General features: G+C 66.5%; 10 protein-coding genes. 7 read left to right on the top strand and 3 right to left on the bottom strand.

Annotated features, from left to right (window positions below):
* Nucleotides 1-6: 6 nt before the first annotated feature.
* The 5 genes from BJF92_RS24100 (at nt 7) to BJF92_RS24075 (ending at nt 7,490) form a co-directional block, all read left to right on the top strand.
* Nucleotides 7-1,218, top strand: a complete 1,212-nt coding sequence (locus tag BJF92_RS24100) for a glycosyltransferase family protein (protein ID WP_075637312.1) — start codon at nt 7-9, stop codon at nt 1,216-1,218.
* 7 nt (nt 1,219-1,225) lie between these two features.
* A complete protein-coding gene (locus BJF92_RS24095; RefSeq protein ID WP_075637311.1) occupies nt 1,226-2,476 on the top strand; it encodes a glycosyltransferase family 4 protein in 1,251 nt (416 codons plus the stop codon).
* The gene (locus BJF92_RS24090) at nt 2,466-3,713 is read left to right on the top strand and encodes a glycosyltransferase family protein (protein WP_078058364.1); all 1,248 of its coding nucleotides are present in this window, start codon (nt 2,466-2,468) and stop codon (nt 3,711-3,713) included. The genes BJF92_RS24095 and BJF92_RS24090 overlap by 11 nt, the downstream gene beginning before the upstream one ends.
* Nucleotides 3,714-4,025: 312 nt before the next feature.
* Entirely contained in the window at nt 4,026-6,863 is a 2,838-nt protein-coding gene (locus BJF92_RS26500; protein WP_245294885.1) for an ABC transporter transmembrane domain-containing protein, read from the top strand.
* A 165-nt stretch (nt 6,864-7,028) separates the two neighbouring features.
* Nucleotides 7,029-7,490: a cyclic nucleotide-binding domain-containing protein gene (locus BJF92_RS24075; protein WP_075637310.1), complete on the top strand. Its 462-nt coding sequence runs from the start codon at nt 7,029-7,031 to the stop codon at nt 7,488-7,490.
* A 90-nt stretch (nt 7,491-7,580) separates the two neighbouring features.
* Here BJF92_RS24075 and BJF92_RS24070 read toward each other — a convergent pair whose 3' ends face one another.
* Nucleotides 7,581-9,314 carry a metallophosphoesterase family protein gene (locus BJF92_RS24070; protein WP_075637309.1) on the bottom strand — a complete coding sequence of 578 codons (1,734 nt, stop codon included), beginning with the start codon at nt 9,312-9,314 and terminating at the stop codon, nt 7,581-7,583.
* A 425-nt stretch (nt 9,315-9,739) separates the two neighbouring features.
* Here BJF92_RS24070 and BJF92_RS24065 point away from each other — a divergent pair, with 425 nt between their 5' ends.
* On the top strand, nt 9,740-10,570 hold the full coding sequence (locus tag BJF92_RS24065; RefSeq protein ID WP_245294884.1) for an MBL fold metallo-hydrolase: 831 nt from the start codon (nt 9,740-9,742) through the stop codon (nt 10,568-10,570).
* 451 nt (nt 10,571-11,021) lie between these two features.
* On the opposite strand, the gene BJF92_RS24060 is transcribed toward BJF92_RS24065, so the two are convergent.
* Together BJF92_RS24060 and BJF92_RS24055 are read right to left on the bottom strand one after the other, a co-directional pair.
* Nucleotides 11,022-11,768 carry a polysaccharide deacetylase family protein gene (locus tag BJF92_RS24060; protein WP_075637307.1) on the bottom strand — a complete coding sequence of 249 codons (747 nt, stop codon included), beginning with the start codon at nt 11,766-11,768 and terminating at the stop codon, nt 11,022-11,024.
* Nucleotides 11,769-11,918: 150 nt separating this feature from the next.
* Nucleotides 11,919-13,010 (bottom strand): glycosyltransferase family 4 protein, encoded by a 1,092-nt coding sequence (locus BJF92_RS24055; protein WP_075637306.1) that lies wholly within the window; start codon nt 13,008-13,010, stop codon nt 11,919-11,921.
* Between the two features lie 273 nt (nt 13,011-13,283).
* Between BJF92_RS24055 and BJF92_RS24050 the strand changes: the two genes are divergently transcribed.
* Nucleotides 13,284-14,117 (top strand): manganese catalase family protein, encoded by an 834-nt coding sequence (locus BJF92_RS24050; protein ID WP_075637305.1) that lies wholly within the window; start codon nt 13,284-13,286, stop codon nt 14,115-14,117.
* The last annotated feature ends 147 nt before the right edge of the window (nt 14,118-14,264 follow it).

Below are 14,264 nucleotides of genomic sequence, written 5' to 3'. Positions count from 1 at the left end.
GAAGCCATGACACGCCGCTTCGAAGACGCTCGCATCCTCATGTACAGCCACGACACGTTCGGGCTCGGCCATCTGCGCCGTTGCCGGACGATCGCCCATTCGCTGGTCGAACATTATCGCGGCGTCCACGTGCTCATCATCTCCGGCGCCACCATCGCCGGAGCCTTCGACTATCGCGCGCGGGTGGATTTCGTGAAGATCCCTAGCGTGATCAAGCTGCGCAACGGGGAATATACGTCGATGGACCAGCATATCGACCTCCACGACACGCTGAAGATGCGCCGCTCGATCATCCGCCACACGGCCGAGACCTTCAAGCCGCATATCTTCATCGTCGACAAGGAGCCGATGGGCCTGCGCGGCGAGGTGGAGGAGACGCTGACCTATCTCAAGCAGCAGGGCACGACGCTCGTCCTCGGCCTGCGAGAGGTGATGGACGCGCCGCACCTGCTGGAGGCCGAATGGGCGCGGGGCGACACGCTGCGCAAGATCGGCCAGTTCTACGATCAGGTCTGGGTCTATGGCCCACCGGATTTCTACGATCCCCTCGTCGGGCTCGACGTGCCGCCGCAGGTGCGCGCCCGCATGGAATTCGTCGGCTTCCTGCAGCGCTCCGCCTCGGCGGACGTCCTGTCCGAGCACAAGCCCAAAGAGGATTACATCCTGGTGACGACGGGCGGCGGCGGCGATGGCGAGGAGCTGATCGACGACGTGCTCAATGCCTATCAGGCCGATCCGACGCTGACCGAGCGCGCGCTGGTGGTGCTCGGGCCCTATATGCCCGCGCAGCAGCGCGCCGAGCTGATCCGCCGCGCTCAGGCAATTCCCTATCTTGAGGTCATCGAATTCGACAACCGGATGGAGCAGCTGATCGCCGGCGCCAAGGCCGTGGTCGCCATGGGCGGCTACAACACCTATTGCGAGATCATGTCCTTCGACAAGCCGGCGCTGATCGTGCCGCGCGTGGTGCCGCGCGAGGAGCAGCTGATCCGCGCGCGCCGCGCCGCAGAACTCGGCCTGATCGACATGCTGCTGCCCGAGGAGGCGCATGATCCCATGCGGCTGTCGGCCGCGCTGAAGGCGCTGCCGGACCGTCCGCCGCCATCGACCTCCGCCAGACATCTCTGCCTGGACGGGCTCGCAAACATCGCCGATCTCGTGGCCGAGGTGTTCGACCGGCGCGGCGACCGCGCCCGCCTCAGCCTGGTGAGCGGCTGAGCGGCCGATGACGACGCCCATGATCGTCGTGGTGCTGAAGGGCTATCCGCGCCTGTCGGAAACCTTCATCGCCCAGGAGCTGCTCGGCCTGGAACAGGCCGGGCTGAAACTGTCGCTGATTTCCATGCGCCGGCCGACCGACACCCGTCGCCATCCCGTGCATGACGAGATCCGCGCGCCGGTGCTCTATCTGCCGGAATATCTGCATGAGGAGCCGTTGCGCGTGGCCAGAGCCTGGTGGAAGGCGCGCAAGCTGCCCGGCTATCAGCTGGCCTGGAAAGCCTTCTGGAAGGATCTGCCGCGCGACCTCTCGCGCAACCGCCTGCGCCGCTTCGGCCAGGCCTGCGTTCTGGCGGCCGAGTGGCCCGAGGGCGGGACGTGGCTGCATGCGCATTTCATCCACGCGCCCGCCGCCGTCGCGCGCTACACGTCGCTGATGACCGGCACGCCCTTCACCTGCTCGGCCCATGCCAAGGACATCTGGACCTCGCCGGACTGGGAGCTGGCCGGCAAGCTTGCCGACAGCCGCTGGACCGTGACCTGCACCCAGACCGGCCATGCCCATCTCCAGAGCCTGGCGCAGGACCCCGCCCGCGTGCACTTAAGCTATCACGGGCTCGACCTCGACCGCTTCGGCCTCTTTGCCGGGGAGCGCCCGGCGCGCGACGGCAGCGATCCGGCCGATCCGGTCCTGATCGCCAGCGTCGGTCGGGCCGTTCCGAAAAAGGGCTATGACGTGCTGCTGAAGGCGCTGGCCGCCCTGCCGGCCGATCTTCACTGGCGTTTCGAGCATGTGGGCGGCGGCACGGAGACCAAGAGGCTGAAGGCGCTGGCCGCTGCCCTCGGCCTGGAGCAGCGCATCACCTGGCACGGCGCGCTGGCACAGGAGGATGTGCTGGCGCTCTACCGCCGCGCCGATCTCTTCGCGCTCGCTTGCCGGATCACGCCCGATGGCGACCGCGACGGCCTGCCCAATGTCATCGTTGAGGCCTCGAGCCAGCGGCTGACCGTGGTGGCCTCCGATATTTCCGGCGTGCCGGAGCTTCTCACGGATGGCGTGAACGGCTATCTCACGCCCTCTGAAGATCCCGCAGCCTTCGCCGCCGCGCTGGAGCAGGCGATCCGCGATCCGCAGACGAGGATGCGCTTCGGACGGGCGGCGGAGGCGCGGGTACGCGGCGCCTTCGACTATCACCAGAGCATACGCCAGCTGAAAACCCTGTTTGAAACCGAATGGCAGACACACCATGACCGCTGACCGCCAAACGCCCGCCAAAGAGACGGCCGCCCCTGTCACGGCCGCCCCTATCAAGGCTGCGCAGGATGCGGCAACGCCGCCCGCATCGGCCTTCGGTGGCCCGGCACGCGTGCTCTTCTATGTGCAGCATCTGCTCGGCATCGGCCATATCGCCCGCGCCAGCCGCATTGCCGCCGCGCTCAGGCAGTCGGGCTTCGTCGTGACGGTGGTCACCGGCGGCGCGCCGGTCGATGGCTTTCCCGGCGCCGGCATCGACCATGTGGCGCTGCCGGCAGTCAAGGCCGGCGATGCCGGCTTCAAGGGCCTGTTCCAGCTGGACGGGACGCCGGCCGATGAGGCCTTCAAGGCTGCGCGCCGCGACCTGCTTCTGTCGACCTTCGAGCGGCTGCAGCCGGATGTGCTGATCACCGAGGCCTTCCCCTTCGGCCGGCGGCAGATGCTCTTCGAGCTTATCCCATTGATGGAGGCGGCAGCCGCACGCCGGCCGCGTCCGCTCATCGTCGCCTCGCTGCGCGACATCCTGCAGGAGCGGCCCAAGCCGGAACGCGACCGCGAGACGCTCGATTTCGTCAATCGCTTCTACGATCAGATCCTCGTTCATGGCGACCCCGCCTTCGTACGGCTGGAGGAAACCTATCCGCTGGCGGCCGAGGTCGCCGACAAGGTGCGCTATACGGGCCTCGTTGCCCCGCCGAAGCCCGAGCCATCGCCGGAGCGCTACGAGGTGGTCGTCTCGGCCGGCGGCGGCGCGGTCGGGCGCGAGCTGATCGAGGCGGCGCTGGAAGCGGCCCGCATGCGTAAGCGCGCGGGTCCCTGGGCGTTGATCACGGGCCCCAACCTGCCGCAGGCGGATTTCGACCGGATCCGTGCGGCAGCGCCTGACGGCGTGGAGGTATTCCGCTTCCGCCGCGATTTCGCCAGCCTGCTGGCAAGCGCCACGCTGTCGGTCTCCCAGGCCGGCTACAATACGGCCGGTGACATTCTTCAGGCCGGCTGCCGCGCCGTGCTCATTCCCTTCACCACCGGAGGCGAGACAGAACAAGGCGAGCGGGCCGAGCGGCTGGAGCGCCTGGGCCTCGCCCGGGTGCTGAAGCAGGAAGCCCTGTCGCCCGAGCGGCTTGCCATCACGATCGGCGAGGCGCTGGCCCTGCCACGGCAGTCAACGGCCTCCCTCGATCTCGACGGCGCACGCCACACGGCCCGGCTTCTGGCTGACAGTCTGCGCCAGCGCGCATGACGGCTTGCGGCCGGATTGTCGACCAGGTGCACAAGGCGTGCAAAAGACAGCCTGGAGATGTTCCGGCGATTTCCCCTCATGGATTTCGGCGGAAGGCTGGTGTAGGCTTGCGATGCTAAGGCTCGTAGGCGGCATCGGGAGGACAGGCCGCACGCTGCGCCGGATCGTCCAGACATCGATGTCGATGCCTGCCCTGTTAAACCGGGACGGATATCCCATCTTCCCCTGACTGTCCGGGAACCGGCGCCCGCCGCCGACCGCCCCCCCCGCCTCCGCCGCGACTGACCCGATCCTGACCTGCCTTCGGTGCCCATGGAAAAGAGCCTGACACGATACATCTGGAACCATACGCGGCGGCAGCAGATCTATATTCTGATCGTCGTTCTGGTTTCGATGATTCCCTATTTCATGTCCTTCGACCTGCCCAAGCGCATAGTCAACGGGCCGATCCAGGGTGACGGCTTTGGCGAACCGGGCGCGCGGCAGATCTTCGGGGCGATTTCGCTGCCCATTCCTGGCTTCGGCAGCGTGCCGATCTTCGGCGGGCTGGAACTGACGCGCATGGAGATGCTCTATGCGCTGAGCATGGTCTTCCTCGGCCTCGTCGTGGTGAACGGCCTCTTCAAGCTCTATATCAACACCTATAAGGGCCGGCTTGGCGAGCGGCTGCTTCGGCGCATCCGCTATCAGCTGATCGACCGGATCCTGCGCTTCCCTCCGGCCCAGTTCAAGCGGATGAAGGGCTCCGAGGTCTCCAGCATGGTCAAGGACGAGGTGGAGCCGCTTGGCGGCTTCACCGGCGATGCCTTCGTCCAGCCGGTGCTGCTCGGCGGCCAGGCGCTGACGGCACTGACCTTCATCCTCCTGCAGAATGTCTGGCTCGGCGCCATCGCCGCCTTCATGGTCGGCATCCAGGCCGTCATCATCCCGCGCATGCGCCGCCGGCTGCTGGTTCTCGGCCGCGAGCGGCAGATCACCGCGCGCGAACTGGCCGGCCGCGTCGGCGAGATCGTCGACGGCATCGGCACGATCCACGCCTACGACACCTCCAATTACGAGCGGGCCGACATTGCCCACCGGCTGGGGCGGATCTTCAAGATCCGGTACGACCTCTACCAGTGGAAGTTCATGGTGAAGTTCATCAACAACTTCCTGGCGCAGCTGACCCCCTTCCTGTTCTATTGCATCGGCGGCTATCTGGCGCTGAAAGGCAGCCTCGACATCGGCCAGCTGGTCGCGGTGATCAGCGCCTACAAGGATCTGCCCGGCCCGCTGAAGGAACTGATCGACTGGGACCAGACCCGCCAGGATGTGCAGGTGAAATTCGTTCAGGTGGTGGAGCAGTTCGAGGCCGAGAACATGATCGACCCCGCGCTGCAGGCCCTGCCCGCGCCCGTGGCGGCAGCCGGCATGGCGGCGGCGGGGATCGCGGCGGCGGGCGCCACCGCCGGCCTGGCAAAGCCGCCTCCGGCCGCCATGCACAAGGAGGCGAGCCCCGAGGAGGAGGCCGAGGCCATGCGCGAAAGTGCCGGGCCGCTGGCCGCCGTCAACCTGACCCTTTCGGATGACAGTGGCGCGCGGCTGGCCGAGCGGGTGTCGGTGGAGATCCAGCCCGGCGAGACGGTGGCGATCATCGGCGCGGCGGCAAGCGGCGGCGATGCGGTGGCCGAAGCCTTCGCCCGGCTGATCTGGCCGGAGAGCGGCCGCATCACGCTTGGCGGCAAGGACATTCTCGAACTGCCCGAGTCGGTCGTCGGCCGGCGGATCACCTATGCCGCCTCGGACTGCTTCTTCTTCTACGGTTCGCTGCGCGACAACCTGCTCTACGGGCTGAAGCACGCGCCGCTCGCCGAGGCCCATTACGAAGGCAGCCTGCTGGCCCATCGCAAATGGGAGATCAACGAAGCCAGGCTCGCGGGCAATCCGCACCACGACATCAACAGCGACTGGATCGACTACAGCGCCGCCGGTGCCACCCATGCCGACGACCTGTTCGCCTCGATCCTCACCGTGCTCGATGCCGTGCAGCTGTCCAAGGACATTCTCGACCTGGCGCTGCGCACCACCATCGACCCGCAGAGCCGGCCGGAACTGGCCGAGCGCATCGTCGAGATGCGCAGTGCGCTGACCGGCGAGCTGGAGGAAGCCGGCTTGAGCGGTCTGGTCGTGCCCTTCGAGCCCGGTGCCTACAATCCGGAAGCCACGGTCGGCGAGAACCTGCTGTTCGGCACCGCTATCGGCCCGCGCATGATGCCGCAGGCCTTGGCCAAGAACACCTATTTCCGTCAGGTGATCGATCAGTCGGGGCTCGACCGCATCCTGTTCGACATGGGTTATCAGATCGCGGAAAACGCCGTCGAACTCTTTGCCGACCTGCCGCCGGATCACCCCTTCTTCCAGCAGCTGACCTTCATGAGCGCGGATGACATTCCGCTCTATCAGGGGCTTTTGCAGAAGCTGCGCGGGGCCAACGGCTTCGAGCGGGCAAGCGAGACCGAGCGCGGGCAGATGATCCGGCTGAGCTTCCAATATATCGAGCCGCGCCACCGCTTCGGCCTTTTGACGCGCGAGCTGATGGACAAGATCATCGCCGTGCGCCAGACCTTCCACGAGAACATGCCGGAGGACATGCGCGAGGAGATCGAGCGCTACGATCCCGAACGCTATCTCGCCTCGGCGACGCTGATGGACAATGTGCTGTTCGGCCGCATTTCCAACAAGCATGCCGACGGGCAGAAGCGCATCCGCGCCATCGTCTCCTCGCTTTTGAACACCATGGGCCTTCTGGAGCAGGTGCTGGATATCGGCATGGACTTCAATGTCGGCGCCGGCGGCAAGCGGCTGACCATCGTCCAGCGGCAGAAGCTCAATCTGGCCCGCGCGATGATCCGCCGCTCCGATTTCTACATATTCAACCGGCCCCTGCCCGGTCTCGACAACCGCCTGCAGGACGAGATCCTGCGCGACGTCATGAAGCTGGTGCGTGGCTCCGGCGAACATCAGGCGATCATCTGGGTGCTGTCGAACCTCGCCTCCGCCAGCCTGTTCGAGCGGGTGCTGGTGTTCGATCGCGGGCTTCTGGTGGAAGATGGACATCATGCGGAGCTCGGCCGCAAGAACGGTGTGTTCAAACAGCTCGTTGCGTCCTAAGATCACGCGCCAGCCTTTCGCGCCTCAGGCGCCGCCCCTTCGCGGATGGACGGGTGGATCGGAAGGCCGGCGGCGATCATTGCCTCGACGCCAAGGCATCAACGACAATCAGCGCAGGCACCTGCGGGAGGCGGGACTGCACGAGATTTAGAGGAATGGAGTGCCATGCTTCTCAAGGACGAGGTTCAGATGCTGCGGCGCGTGCCGCTCTTTTCCGGAGTCGAGCCGGGAAAGCTGAAACTGCTCGCCTTCACCTCGGACCGGGTGAGCTACTCCGTCGGAGAGACGCTGTTCCATCAGGGCGATATCGGCGATGCCGCCTATGTTGTGCTGGATGGCAAGGCCGACATTCTGGTGGAGTCCTCGACCGGGCCGATCAAGGTGGCGGAGGTCGAGCGCAATTCGATCGTCGGCGAGATCGCCATTCTGTGCGACGTCTCGCGCACGGCCACGGTGACGGCGACCACGGGGGTGGAGGCGCTGCGCATCCGCAAGGATCATTTCCTCAAGCTGCTGACCGATTTTCCCGAAATCACCATCCAGATCATGCGCGTGCTGGCCGACCGCCTGAGCCACACCACCTCGGAACTGACCGAGGCGCGCAGCCGCGTGCGCCAGCTGGAATAAAGCGCGTCCGGACCATCGGAGTGTTCGGACAACCGGCTCCCGGTTTCCGGCCCCCGGTTTTCGGCCAACTGCTCCAATTCATGCAGTGCCTCAATCGCGGCGGATCGCTCCGCTGTCCCAGTCGAGCGTGAAGTCGATTGAGGGAAGCCCCTCCGCATAGGCTGTCATCATCCGCATCATCAGCGCCAGGGCTCTCTGCAGGCTGTTCTCCGGCCAGTCGCGCCCGGCAAAGGCGCGAGCGAGCGCGGCATAGGCTGTGCGGCGCTCCGCCGCGATCGCCTTGAGGCCGAGATCGCTGCCCATGCGCAGCCGATACCAGTCGCCGACAAGCTCTGTCGCCGGCAGGTCGCTCAATGAGGGGTCGACAAGCCCGGCCTTGCCCGCTTCTGCGACGCCTGCGCCCGCCAGACCGCCTGTGCGCAGAAAGTCTTCGAGCGTGACAGGCTCGGCCGTAAGCGCCAGTCGGGCGAGGTCCCCCAATGTCAAAAGCCGGATCGCTTCGGCCAGGTCCTGCGGCCAGTCGCGCTTGAGATACCGGCGCGTGGCAATGCGGCCAATATGGGCATGGAGGAAGGCGCCGTAATCGCCCGCCTCCAGCAGGCCGCCGGTCTCCAGCCCATCTTGGACCGCCTCCCGCGCATAGAGCCGCATCAGCCTGGCATCGAGCGGCATGGCATCAAGGCTGACGGTTTCGATGCCGAGCCCCTCGGCGCGAAGGGTGGCGATCTTATAGGCCGGGGGAAAGCCGCAGAGCGCCGGCATGGCGATATTGGTCAGCACGCCGGCGTCGTTGCGCCCTTGCGCCGTGTCGTTGACATGCAGATGCCCGCTGACATGCACCGTGATCCCGGCCGCGATCAGCGCCTCGGCCACCTCGGGCGACGGCCGCCGCTTGACCATGTCCGTCTCGCCGAGAAGCGCGCGCTCGTCCGCGCCTGTGCCGTCGAGCGGATCGAGAACCGGATAATGCGAAAAGGCGATTAGCCGCGCCCCATCGCGCCGCGCCGTCTCTGCCGCCCGGCCGATCCAGTCGAGCAGGAAGGGCTTGTGGCGCAGAAGCGCGGTCCAGCCGGCATTGGTGCTGTCCTCAAAGGTCATGTCGGCAAGCATCTGGCCGGGGTTCAGCGGCACGAAGACATTGGCGTCGATCATCAGGAAGCGCAGGCCGGCCACGGGCTCCACAAGATAGGACGCATCGAAAAGCCATTCGCGCCGCTGCCCGTCGGGCGAGGTCACCGCATAGCGGCGCGCCTCGGGATCCGGATCGGTGCCGAAAGGCGTTTCCCAGAGGAGATCGTCCTCTCGCGGCATGAAGCCGAAGGTGGCGAAGGGCGCAAGCCCCGCCGGGCTGCCGAGGCAGCGCATGTCGGGCCGAAGCGCCACGAAGCGCGCGTCGGGATCGCGCCGCTCCGGATCACTGGTCAGCACGCCATGGCCGCCGGAAGCCGTGAGGAAGCGTTTCGTACGGTGCCGGCCGTCATCGGCGAAGACATCGTGATTGCCGACGGTAAGGAAGATGCGCAGGCCGAGCCGTTCTTCCGCCTCGCAGAAGATCGCCTGCGCCGCCGCGCGCGCCGGCCCCTGCCCGTCATCGGTATAATCCCCTGTGATGACGACGTGGCGGATGCCGCGTGCGGCAATCTCTTCAAGCGCTCGCAGAAGGGCCGCCTTGCTCTCGTTGAAGACGCGGGTGGAGCGCATCGTGTCAGCGAGCGGGCGCACGCTCAAGGCCTCGGGCGCATCGGGCAGGCCGTAATCGGCGGCGATGTCATGGACATGCGCATCCGAGAGAATGGCGAAACGGAAGGGGTCAGTTGAAGGCATCGGGCACTGCCTGGATCATCTCTTCAAAGCACGGTCGCACTGGCAAAGGGCTAGGGCGCCGCAGTCACGGGGTCTTGGGCGCGCGACACAGGCCGCTCGCCGCGCAGCCGCCGGGGCGGGCCCGCGCGGCCTGTGCCAAGCGGAAACGGAGGATGTTTCTCACAGCCTCCGAGAAAATGCGAACGCATCTCTCGCCTCATGCCCCGCTTTTGGCTAGCATGGGAAAAAACGAGGACGTTTCAGAGAAAAAATCTTCACCGGATGCCTTTATAAGCATGGGACGATTTTCGAATCCAGTGCGGCATGCGGCAGAAGCCTGAAACGCCAGACAAGGGAAACGGCATGGTGCAGAGCGGGACGAACGGAGCAGCAGGCAGATTGCCTGCTTTTCCATGGCAAGACGTCGCCATGGTTGCGTGCGCTCAGTGACGAAGAGCAGGTTCACGGTACGGTTCTGGGGCGTTCGCGGCAGCCTGCCGGTGTCGGGCGCCGCCTTCCAGACCTATGGCGGCAACACGATCTGCATCGAGATGCGGTGCGGCGATCATTGCCTGATCTTCGATGCCGGCTCGGGTCTGATGCCAGCTGGCATGGCGCTGCAGGCCGAAGGCGTTTCGCGCTTCGACCTGTTCTTCAGCCACAGCCATTACGACCATATCCTCGGCCTTCCCTTCTTCCCGCCGATCTATGACCGCCAGTCCTGCGTGACCTTCTGGTCCGGCCATCTTGCGGGCAAAATGACCACCAGCGCCATGATCGACGAATTCATGCGCCCGCCCTGGTTTCCGGTGAGCCCCGATATTTGCTGCGCCGCGCTGAAGACGCGCGACTTCCAGCCGGGCGACACGCTGTCGCCGGTTGCGGGGGTCACGCTCAAGACCGGCATGCTCAACCATCCGGGCGGCGCGGTCGGCTATCGCGTGGATTGGGACGGGCGCAGCGTCGCCATGATCACCGACACCGAACATGAGCCGGACCGGCTCGACCCGACCGTACTCGCGCTGATCGAGAAGACGGATCTGTTCATCTACGATGCGAGCTATACGGAAGCGGAAATGCCGCGTTATCGCGGCTATGGCCACTCCTCCTGGCAGCAGGCGGTGCGCCTGGCCAAGGCCGCAGGTGCGGCACGGGTGGCGCTGATCCACCATTCGCCGAAGCGGAGCGATGGGGAGCTCGACGCCATCCACCTCAGCGCCCAGTCCGAATTCCCCGGCGCCTTCGTCGCCCGTGACGGGCAGGTTCTCGATCTTTAGAGCATCGGCCCGAAAAGTGGGAACCGCTTTTCACTCCCGTACACGCCACTATGATTTGCGACCTTGGCTGCCCCCCTCATCCGACCCTTCGGGCCACCTTCTCCCCGCTGGGGAGAAGAGACGTGCGGCACCGCTTTGCCCCGCTGCCACCCATGAGAAAATGCGGTTTATGCATTTTCAGGGAGTTGGATGGAGGCGCGGCACTGTCGGCTGGGTCTCTTCTCCCCAGCGGGGGTCCGAAGGACGGGACGAGACCCGTGGCTCGTCCCCGGTCGGGTGCCGGCAGGCGGACGAGGGGGCGCCACGGCACGCAAATACGTGTGTCGTGTACTTTGGAAACTGGGAACCGGTTTAGCCCCGATGCGCCAGGGGCCGAGCCCCTTACCGCCTCATGACGGAACAGGGCGGATTGTAGGCCGGACAACGCCCGCTCTTACCGGAATGGCCCTGCTTACCGCTGTAGATGCGCCGACAGCGGCTCCCAGCGACAGGCGGGATGGGCAGCCGTGACCTTGAACAGGGTTTCGAGAAACGACCAGGCCGCGGCATCATGGACGAGATGATGGGTGAGAAGCCCCATGGTCGCCCCGGTCCCGGCGACCTCGGACAGCCGCGCGGCAATCTCGGCAAAGAGACGCTCGGGCGGGCGGCCGCCACGCGTGCCGTGCCAGTCGATCAGATCGACATGGGTATTGATGGCGGGGATCGGCCCGGGCTTTTCCCGGCCATAGACGGAGAGCGCCTGGAAGCCGAGGCCCGGAAGGGCCGGCAGGAGCGCGGCGTCGATCCGGTTCCAGGGCGGCACCAGCACGGGAAGGAGATGCTCTCCATAATGCGCGCGCAGGCGGCCGAGCCCGGATGAAAGCTCGGCCAGCACGGTCTCGGCAGGGCGTTCCGGGCCCAGTTCCTGCTTCTTGACGCCGGGAGCGGCATGGTCGGCATGGCGCCAGCCATGCACCGCCACGCTGACATGCGGCTCGCTCGCCACCAGATTGCGCAGGCTCGGCTCCTCCTCAGCCGGGATCACGGCCAGCGTCACCGGCACGGAAAAGCGCTCCGTCTGCTCCACCAGCCGCTCCAGCGACGCCGTTGCGCTCACCGCATCGTCATCGCGCAGCCAGAGCGGCGCTACGGCGCCGCGCGCATGCCAGCGGTCGAGTTCGCGCAGCAGCGGATCGGCGACGGATGGAAGAGGCATCGGGCAGAGATCCTTTATCGGCGATGGCGCGGCACAGGCATGACGCAAAGGGGCATAGCCTGCCGTCGCCCATGCGTCGCCCGTCGCTTCCCATGTTGGCGGACAGGCTTCAAGTGAAATCCGGCCCGTGCCGGCGGTTTCGCGCCGCCATCAGAGCCGTGCGAGCGGCGAGACCAGCGGGCGCAGCAGCGCATCGAGCCGGTCAGCGGCGCGGCCGAGATCGCGCTCTTCGGTGACGAACCGACGGGCGCCGTCGGCCAGACGGTCACGAAGCGCCGGCTCGGCCAGAAGACGGGCGAGCGCCTCCGCATAGGCGGCGACATCGCCGGCCGGCGTCAGGAGCCCGGTCTGTCCCGCCATCACAACCTCGGGCACGCCGGCGATGGCCTGGGCCACGGCCGGGACGCCGCTGGCGGCCGCTTCCAGATAGGCCAGGCCATAGGCCTCGCCGCAGCCGGGCCAGGCATAGAGCGCAGCGGTGGACAGAATGGCGGCCACCTCTTCCGCCGGCCGCTCGCCGGCAAATGTCACGCGCGCGCCGAAGCGGGCGAACAGGGCGCGCACCTCGGCTTCCAGCGGCCCGCCGCCCACCAGCGTCAGCCGCCAGTCCGGCCGGTCCAGCAGTGCCAGCGCCTCGGCGAGGAAGCGGAAACTGTCCATCTTGTCGCCCGCCCGCATCATCGCCACGGCCACGAGATGGCCCGGCTCCGGCCGCGGCGGCAGCGCCAGGAAGCGCGCGGCATCGATGAAGGGCGCCAGCCGGGCCACGCGGGCCTGCGGGATCGCGTCGATGAGGCCGGCGCGGTCGCGGTCGGTCATGCACAGGTTCAGCGCGGCTTCAGAGACTGCCGCGCGCACCAGCGCCTGCGCCTCGGCCCACCCGGCCCGGTCGCGCCGGGCGGAATAGGAAGCTTCGGCCGTGACATAGGGAATGGCGAAGCGGCGGGCGATTGCCGGGCCCAGCCGGTCCGGCGCCTTGTAATAGGGATGATAGGTGAACCAGAGATCGGGCCCGCCCTCACTTTCATAGAGGGCCGTCAGCCGCTCCACCTCGGCCCGCGCCGCCGCGCCCCCCTCCATGACCGCCTCCGGCGTCGCTCCAAAGGCGCGCAGGGTCGAGGCGACGGTGACGCGATGGCCGCGCGCCGACAGTGCTGCAATCAGCAGCCGCGCCATCAGCCGGTCGCCCGAGGGCACGGGATGGTCGGGGGATTTCAGAGGGGCGTAAAAGGCGATCTGCATGGCGCCTTATCTATACCAAGCCTCGCTCATGGGAACCCATCAGCCTAATCCTCTCAGCACAGCCTGCTCCCGACGCAGCCCCATCGCAAAGCCCGGGATGGTCCGCCGGGGAAAGCCCGAAATCTTGGCAGCAACGGGCAAAAGCGCGGGCGGCGCGGGAACTGCGGGGGGAAGCGCTTGTTGGAGGCCGGGGAAGACGAGCCAAGACCTTCCCTAGCGCTCCCCCCAAACACCTTCCCCGAGACCTTCCGCAAGACCTTCAAGGAGAATACCATGTTTTATACCGATGGACGCCTTCAGTTTCCGGTGCGGGTCGAGACGCCGGACCCGCAGTTTGCCCGCGCCCTGCAGCAGGCGATCGGCGGCGTGGAGGGCGAGATCCGGGTCGCCATGCAATATTTCTTCCAGGCCTGCGGCGCGCGCGGCAATCCGAAATTCCGCGATCTGCTGATGAACACGGCCGCCGAGGAGCTCGGCCATATCGAAATGCTGGCGACCGCCGTCGCGCTCAATCTCGAGGGCGCGCCCGTGTCGGTCAAGGAGGAGGTCGCGGCCGATCCGGTCGGCGGCGCGGTGCTCGGCGGGCTCAATCTGAAGAACATTCTTTCAGCCGGTCTTTCGGCCATGCCGGTCGATTCCGACGGCGTGCCCTTCAACATGTCGCACATCTATGCCAGCGGCAACATCGCCGCCGACATGACCTGCAACATCGCGGCGGAGGCGACAGGACGCACGCTTGCCGTGCGTCTCTATAACATGACGCAGGACCCCGGCATGAAGGAGATGCTCTCCTTCCTGATTGCCCGCGACACGATGCACCAGAACCAGTGGGTGGCGGCGCTGGAAGAGCTTGGCGGGCCGACACAGGTCTTCCCCATTCCCAATTCCTTCCCGCAGGAGATGGAAAAGACCGAATTCAGCTATGCTTTCCTCGGCTTCCAGGCCGATGGCAGCGCGCCGGTGGCCGGACGCTGGTCTCAGGGACCGTCGCCAGACGGCAAGGGCGAGTTTACCGCCAATCCCATGTCGCCCCTCGGCGAAAAGCCGGTTCTCGGCCCGGCCAAGCCGATGAGCGGCGCACAAACCGAGCAGATCACGCCCGCCTGACGGGAAGAATACGGCTTGCCGCATGGCTGGCCTGTGCAAAACACAGGTCTTCGCGCCTTGACGGATGAGGCCTGGATTCGAAATCTCTGACGACATGAAGCGAGGCCTGCTGACGGGCCTCGCGGCACTGGGTTCCGGTCTTCCCGG

Source organism: Xaviernesmea rhizosphaerae, assembly GCF_001938945.1.
GTDB classification, from domain to species: domain Bacteria; phylum Pseudomonadota; class Alphaproteobacteria; order Rhizobiales; family Rhizobiaceae; genus Xaviernesmea; species Xaviernesmea rhizosphaerae.
The sequence above is the reverse complement of the archived record's forward strand: the minus strand, read 5'-3'. Positions and strand labels throughout refer to the sequence as shown.

Bases quoted from the DNA above. Each gene is read 5' to 3' on its own strand.
- BJF92_RS24100 (WP_075637312.1), top strand. From the start codon at position 7: ATGACACGCCGCTTCGAAGACGCTCGCATCCTCATGTACAGCCACGAC.
- BJF92_RS24050 (WP_075637305.1), top strand. From the start codon at position 13,284: ATGTTTTATACCGATGGACGCCTTCAGTTTCCGGTGCGGGTCGAGACG.
- BJF92_RS24095 (WP_075637311.1), top strand. From the start codon at position 1,226: ATGACGACGCCCATGATCGTCGTGGTGCTGAAGGGCTATCCGCGCCTG.
- BJF92_RS24070 (WP_075637309.1), bottom strand. From the start codon at position 9,314: ATGCCTTCAACTGACCCCTTCCGTTTCGCCATTCTCTCGGATGCGCAT.
- BJF92_RS24060 (WP_075637307.1), bottom strand. From the start codon at position 11,768: ATGCCTCTTCCATCCGTCGCCGATCCGCTGCTGCGCGAACTCGACCGC.
- BJF92_RS26500 (WP_245294885.1), top strand. From the start codon at position 4,026: ATGGAAAAGAGCCTGACACGATACATCTGGAACCATACGCGGCGGCAG.
- BJF92_RS24055 (WP_075637306.1), bottom strand. From the start codon at position 13,010: ATGCAGATCGCCTTTTACGCCCCTCTGAAATCCCCCGACCATCCCGTG.
- BJF92_RS24075 (WP_075637310.1), top strand. From the start codon at position 7,029: ATGCTTCTCAAGGACGAGGTTCAGATGCTGCGGCGCGTGCCGCTCTTT.
- BJF92_RS24090 (WP_078058364.1), top strand. From the start codon at position 2,466: ATGACCGCTGACCGCCAAACGCCCGCCAAAGAGACGGCCGCCCCTGTC.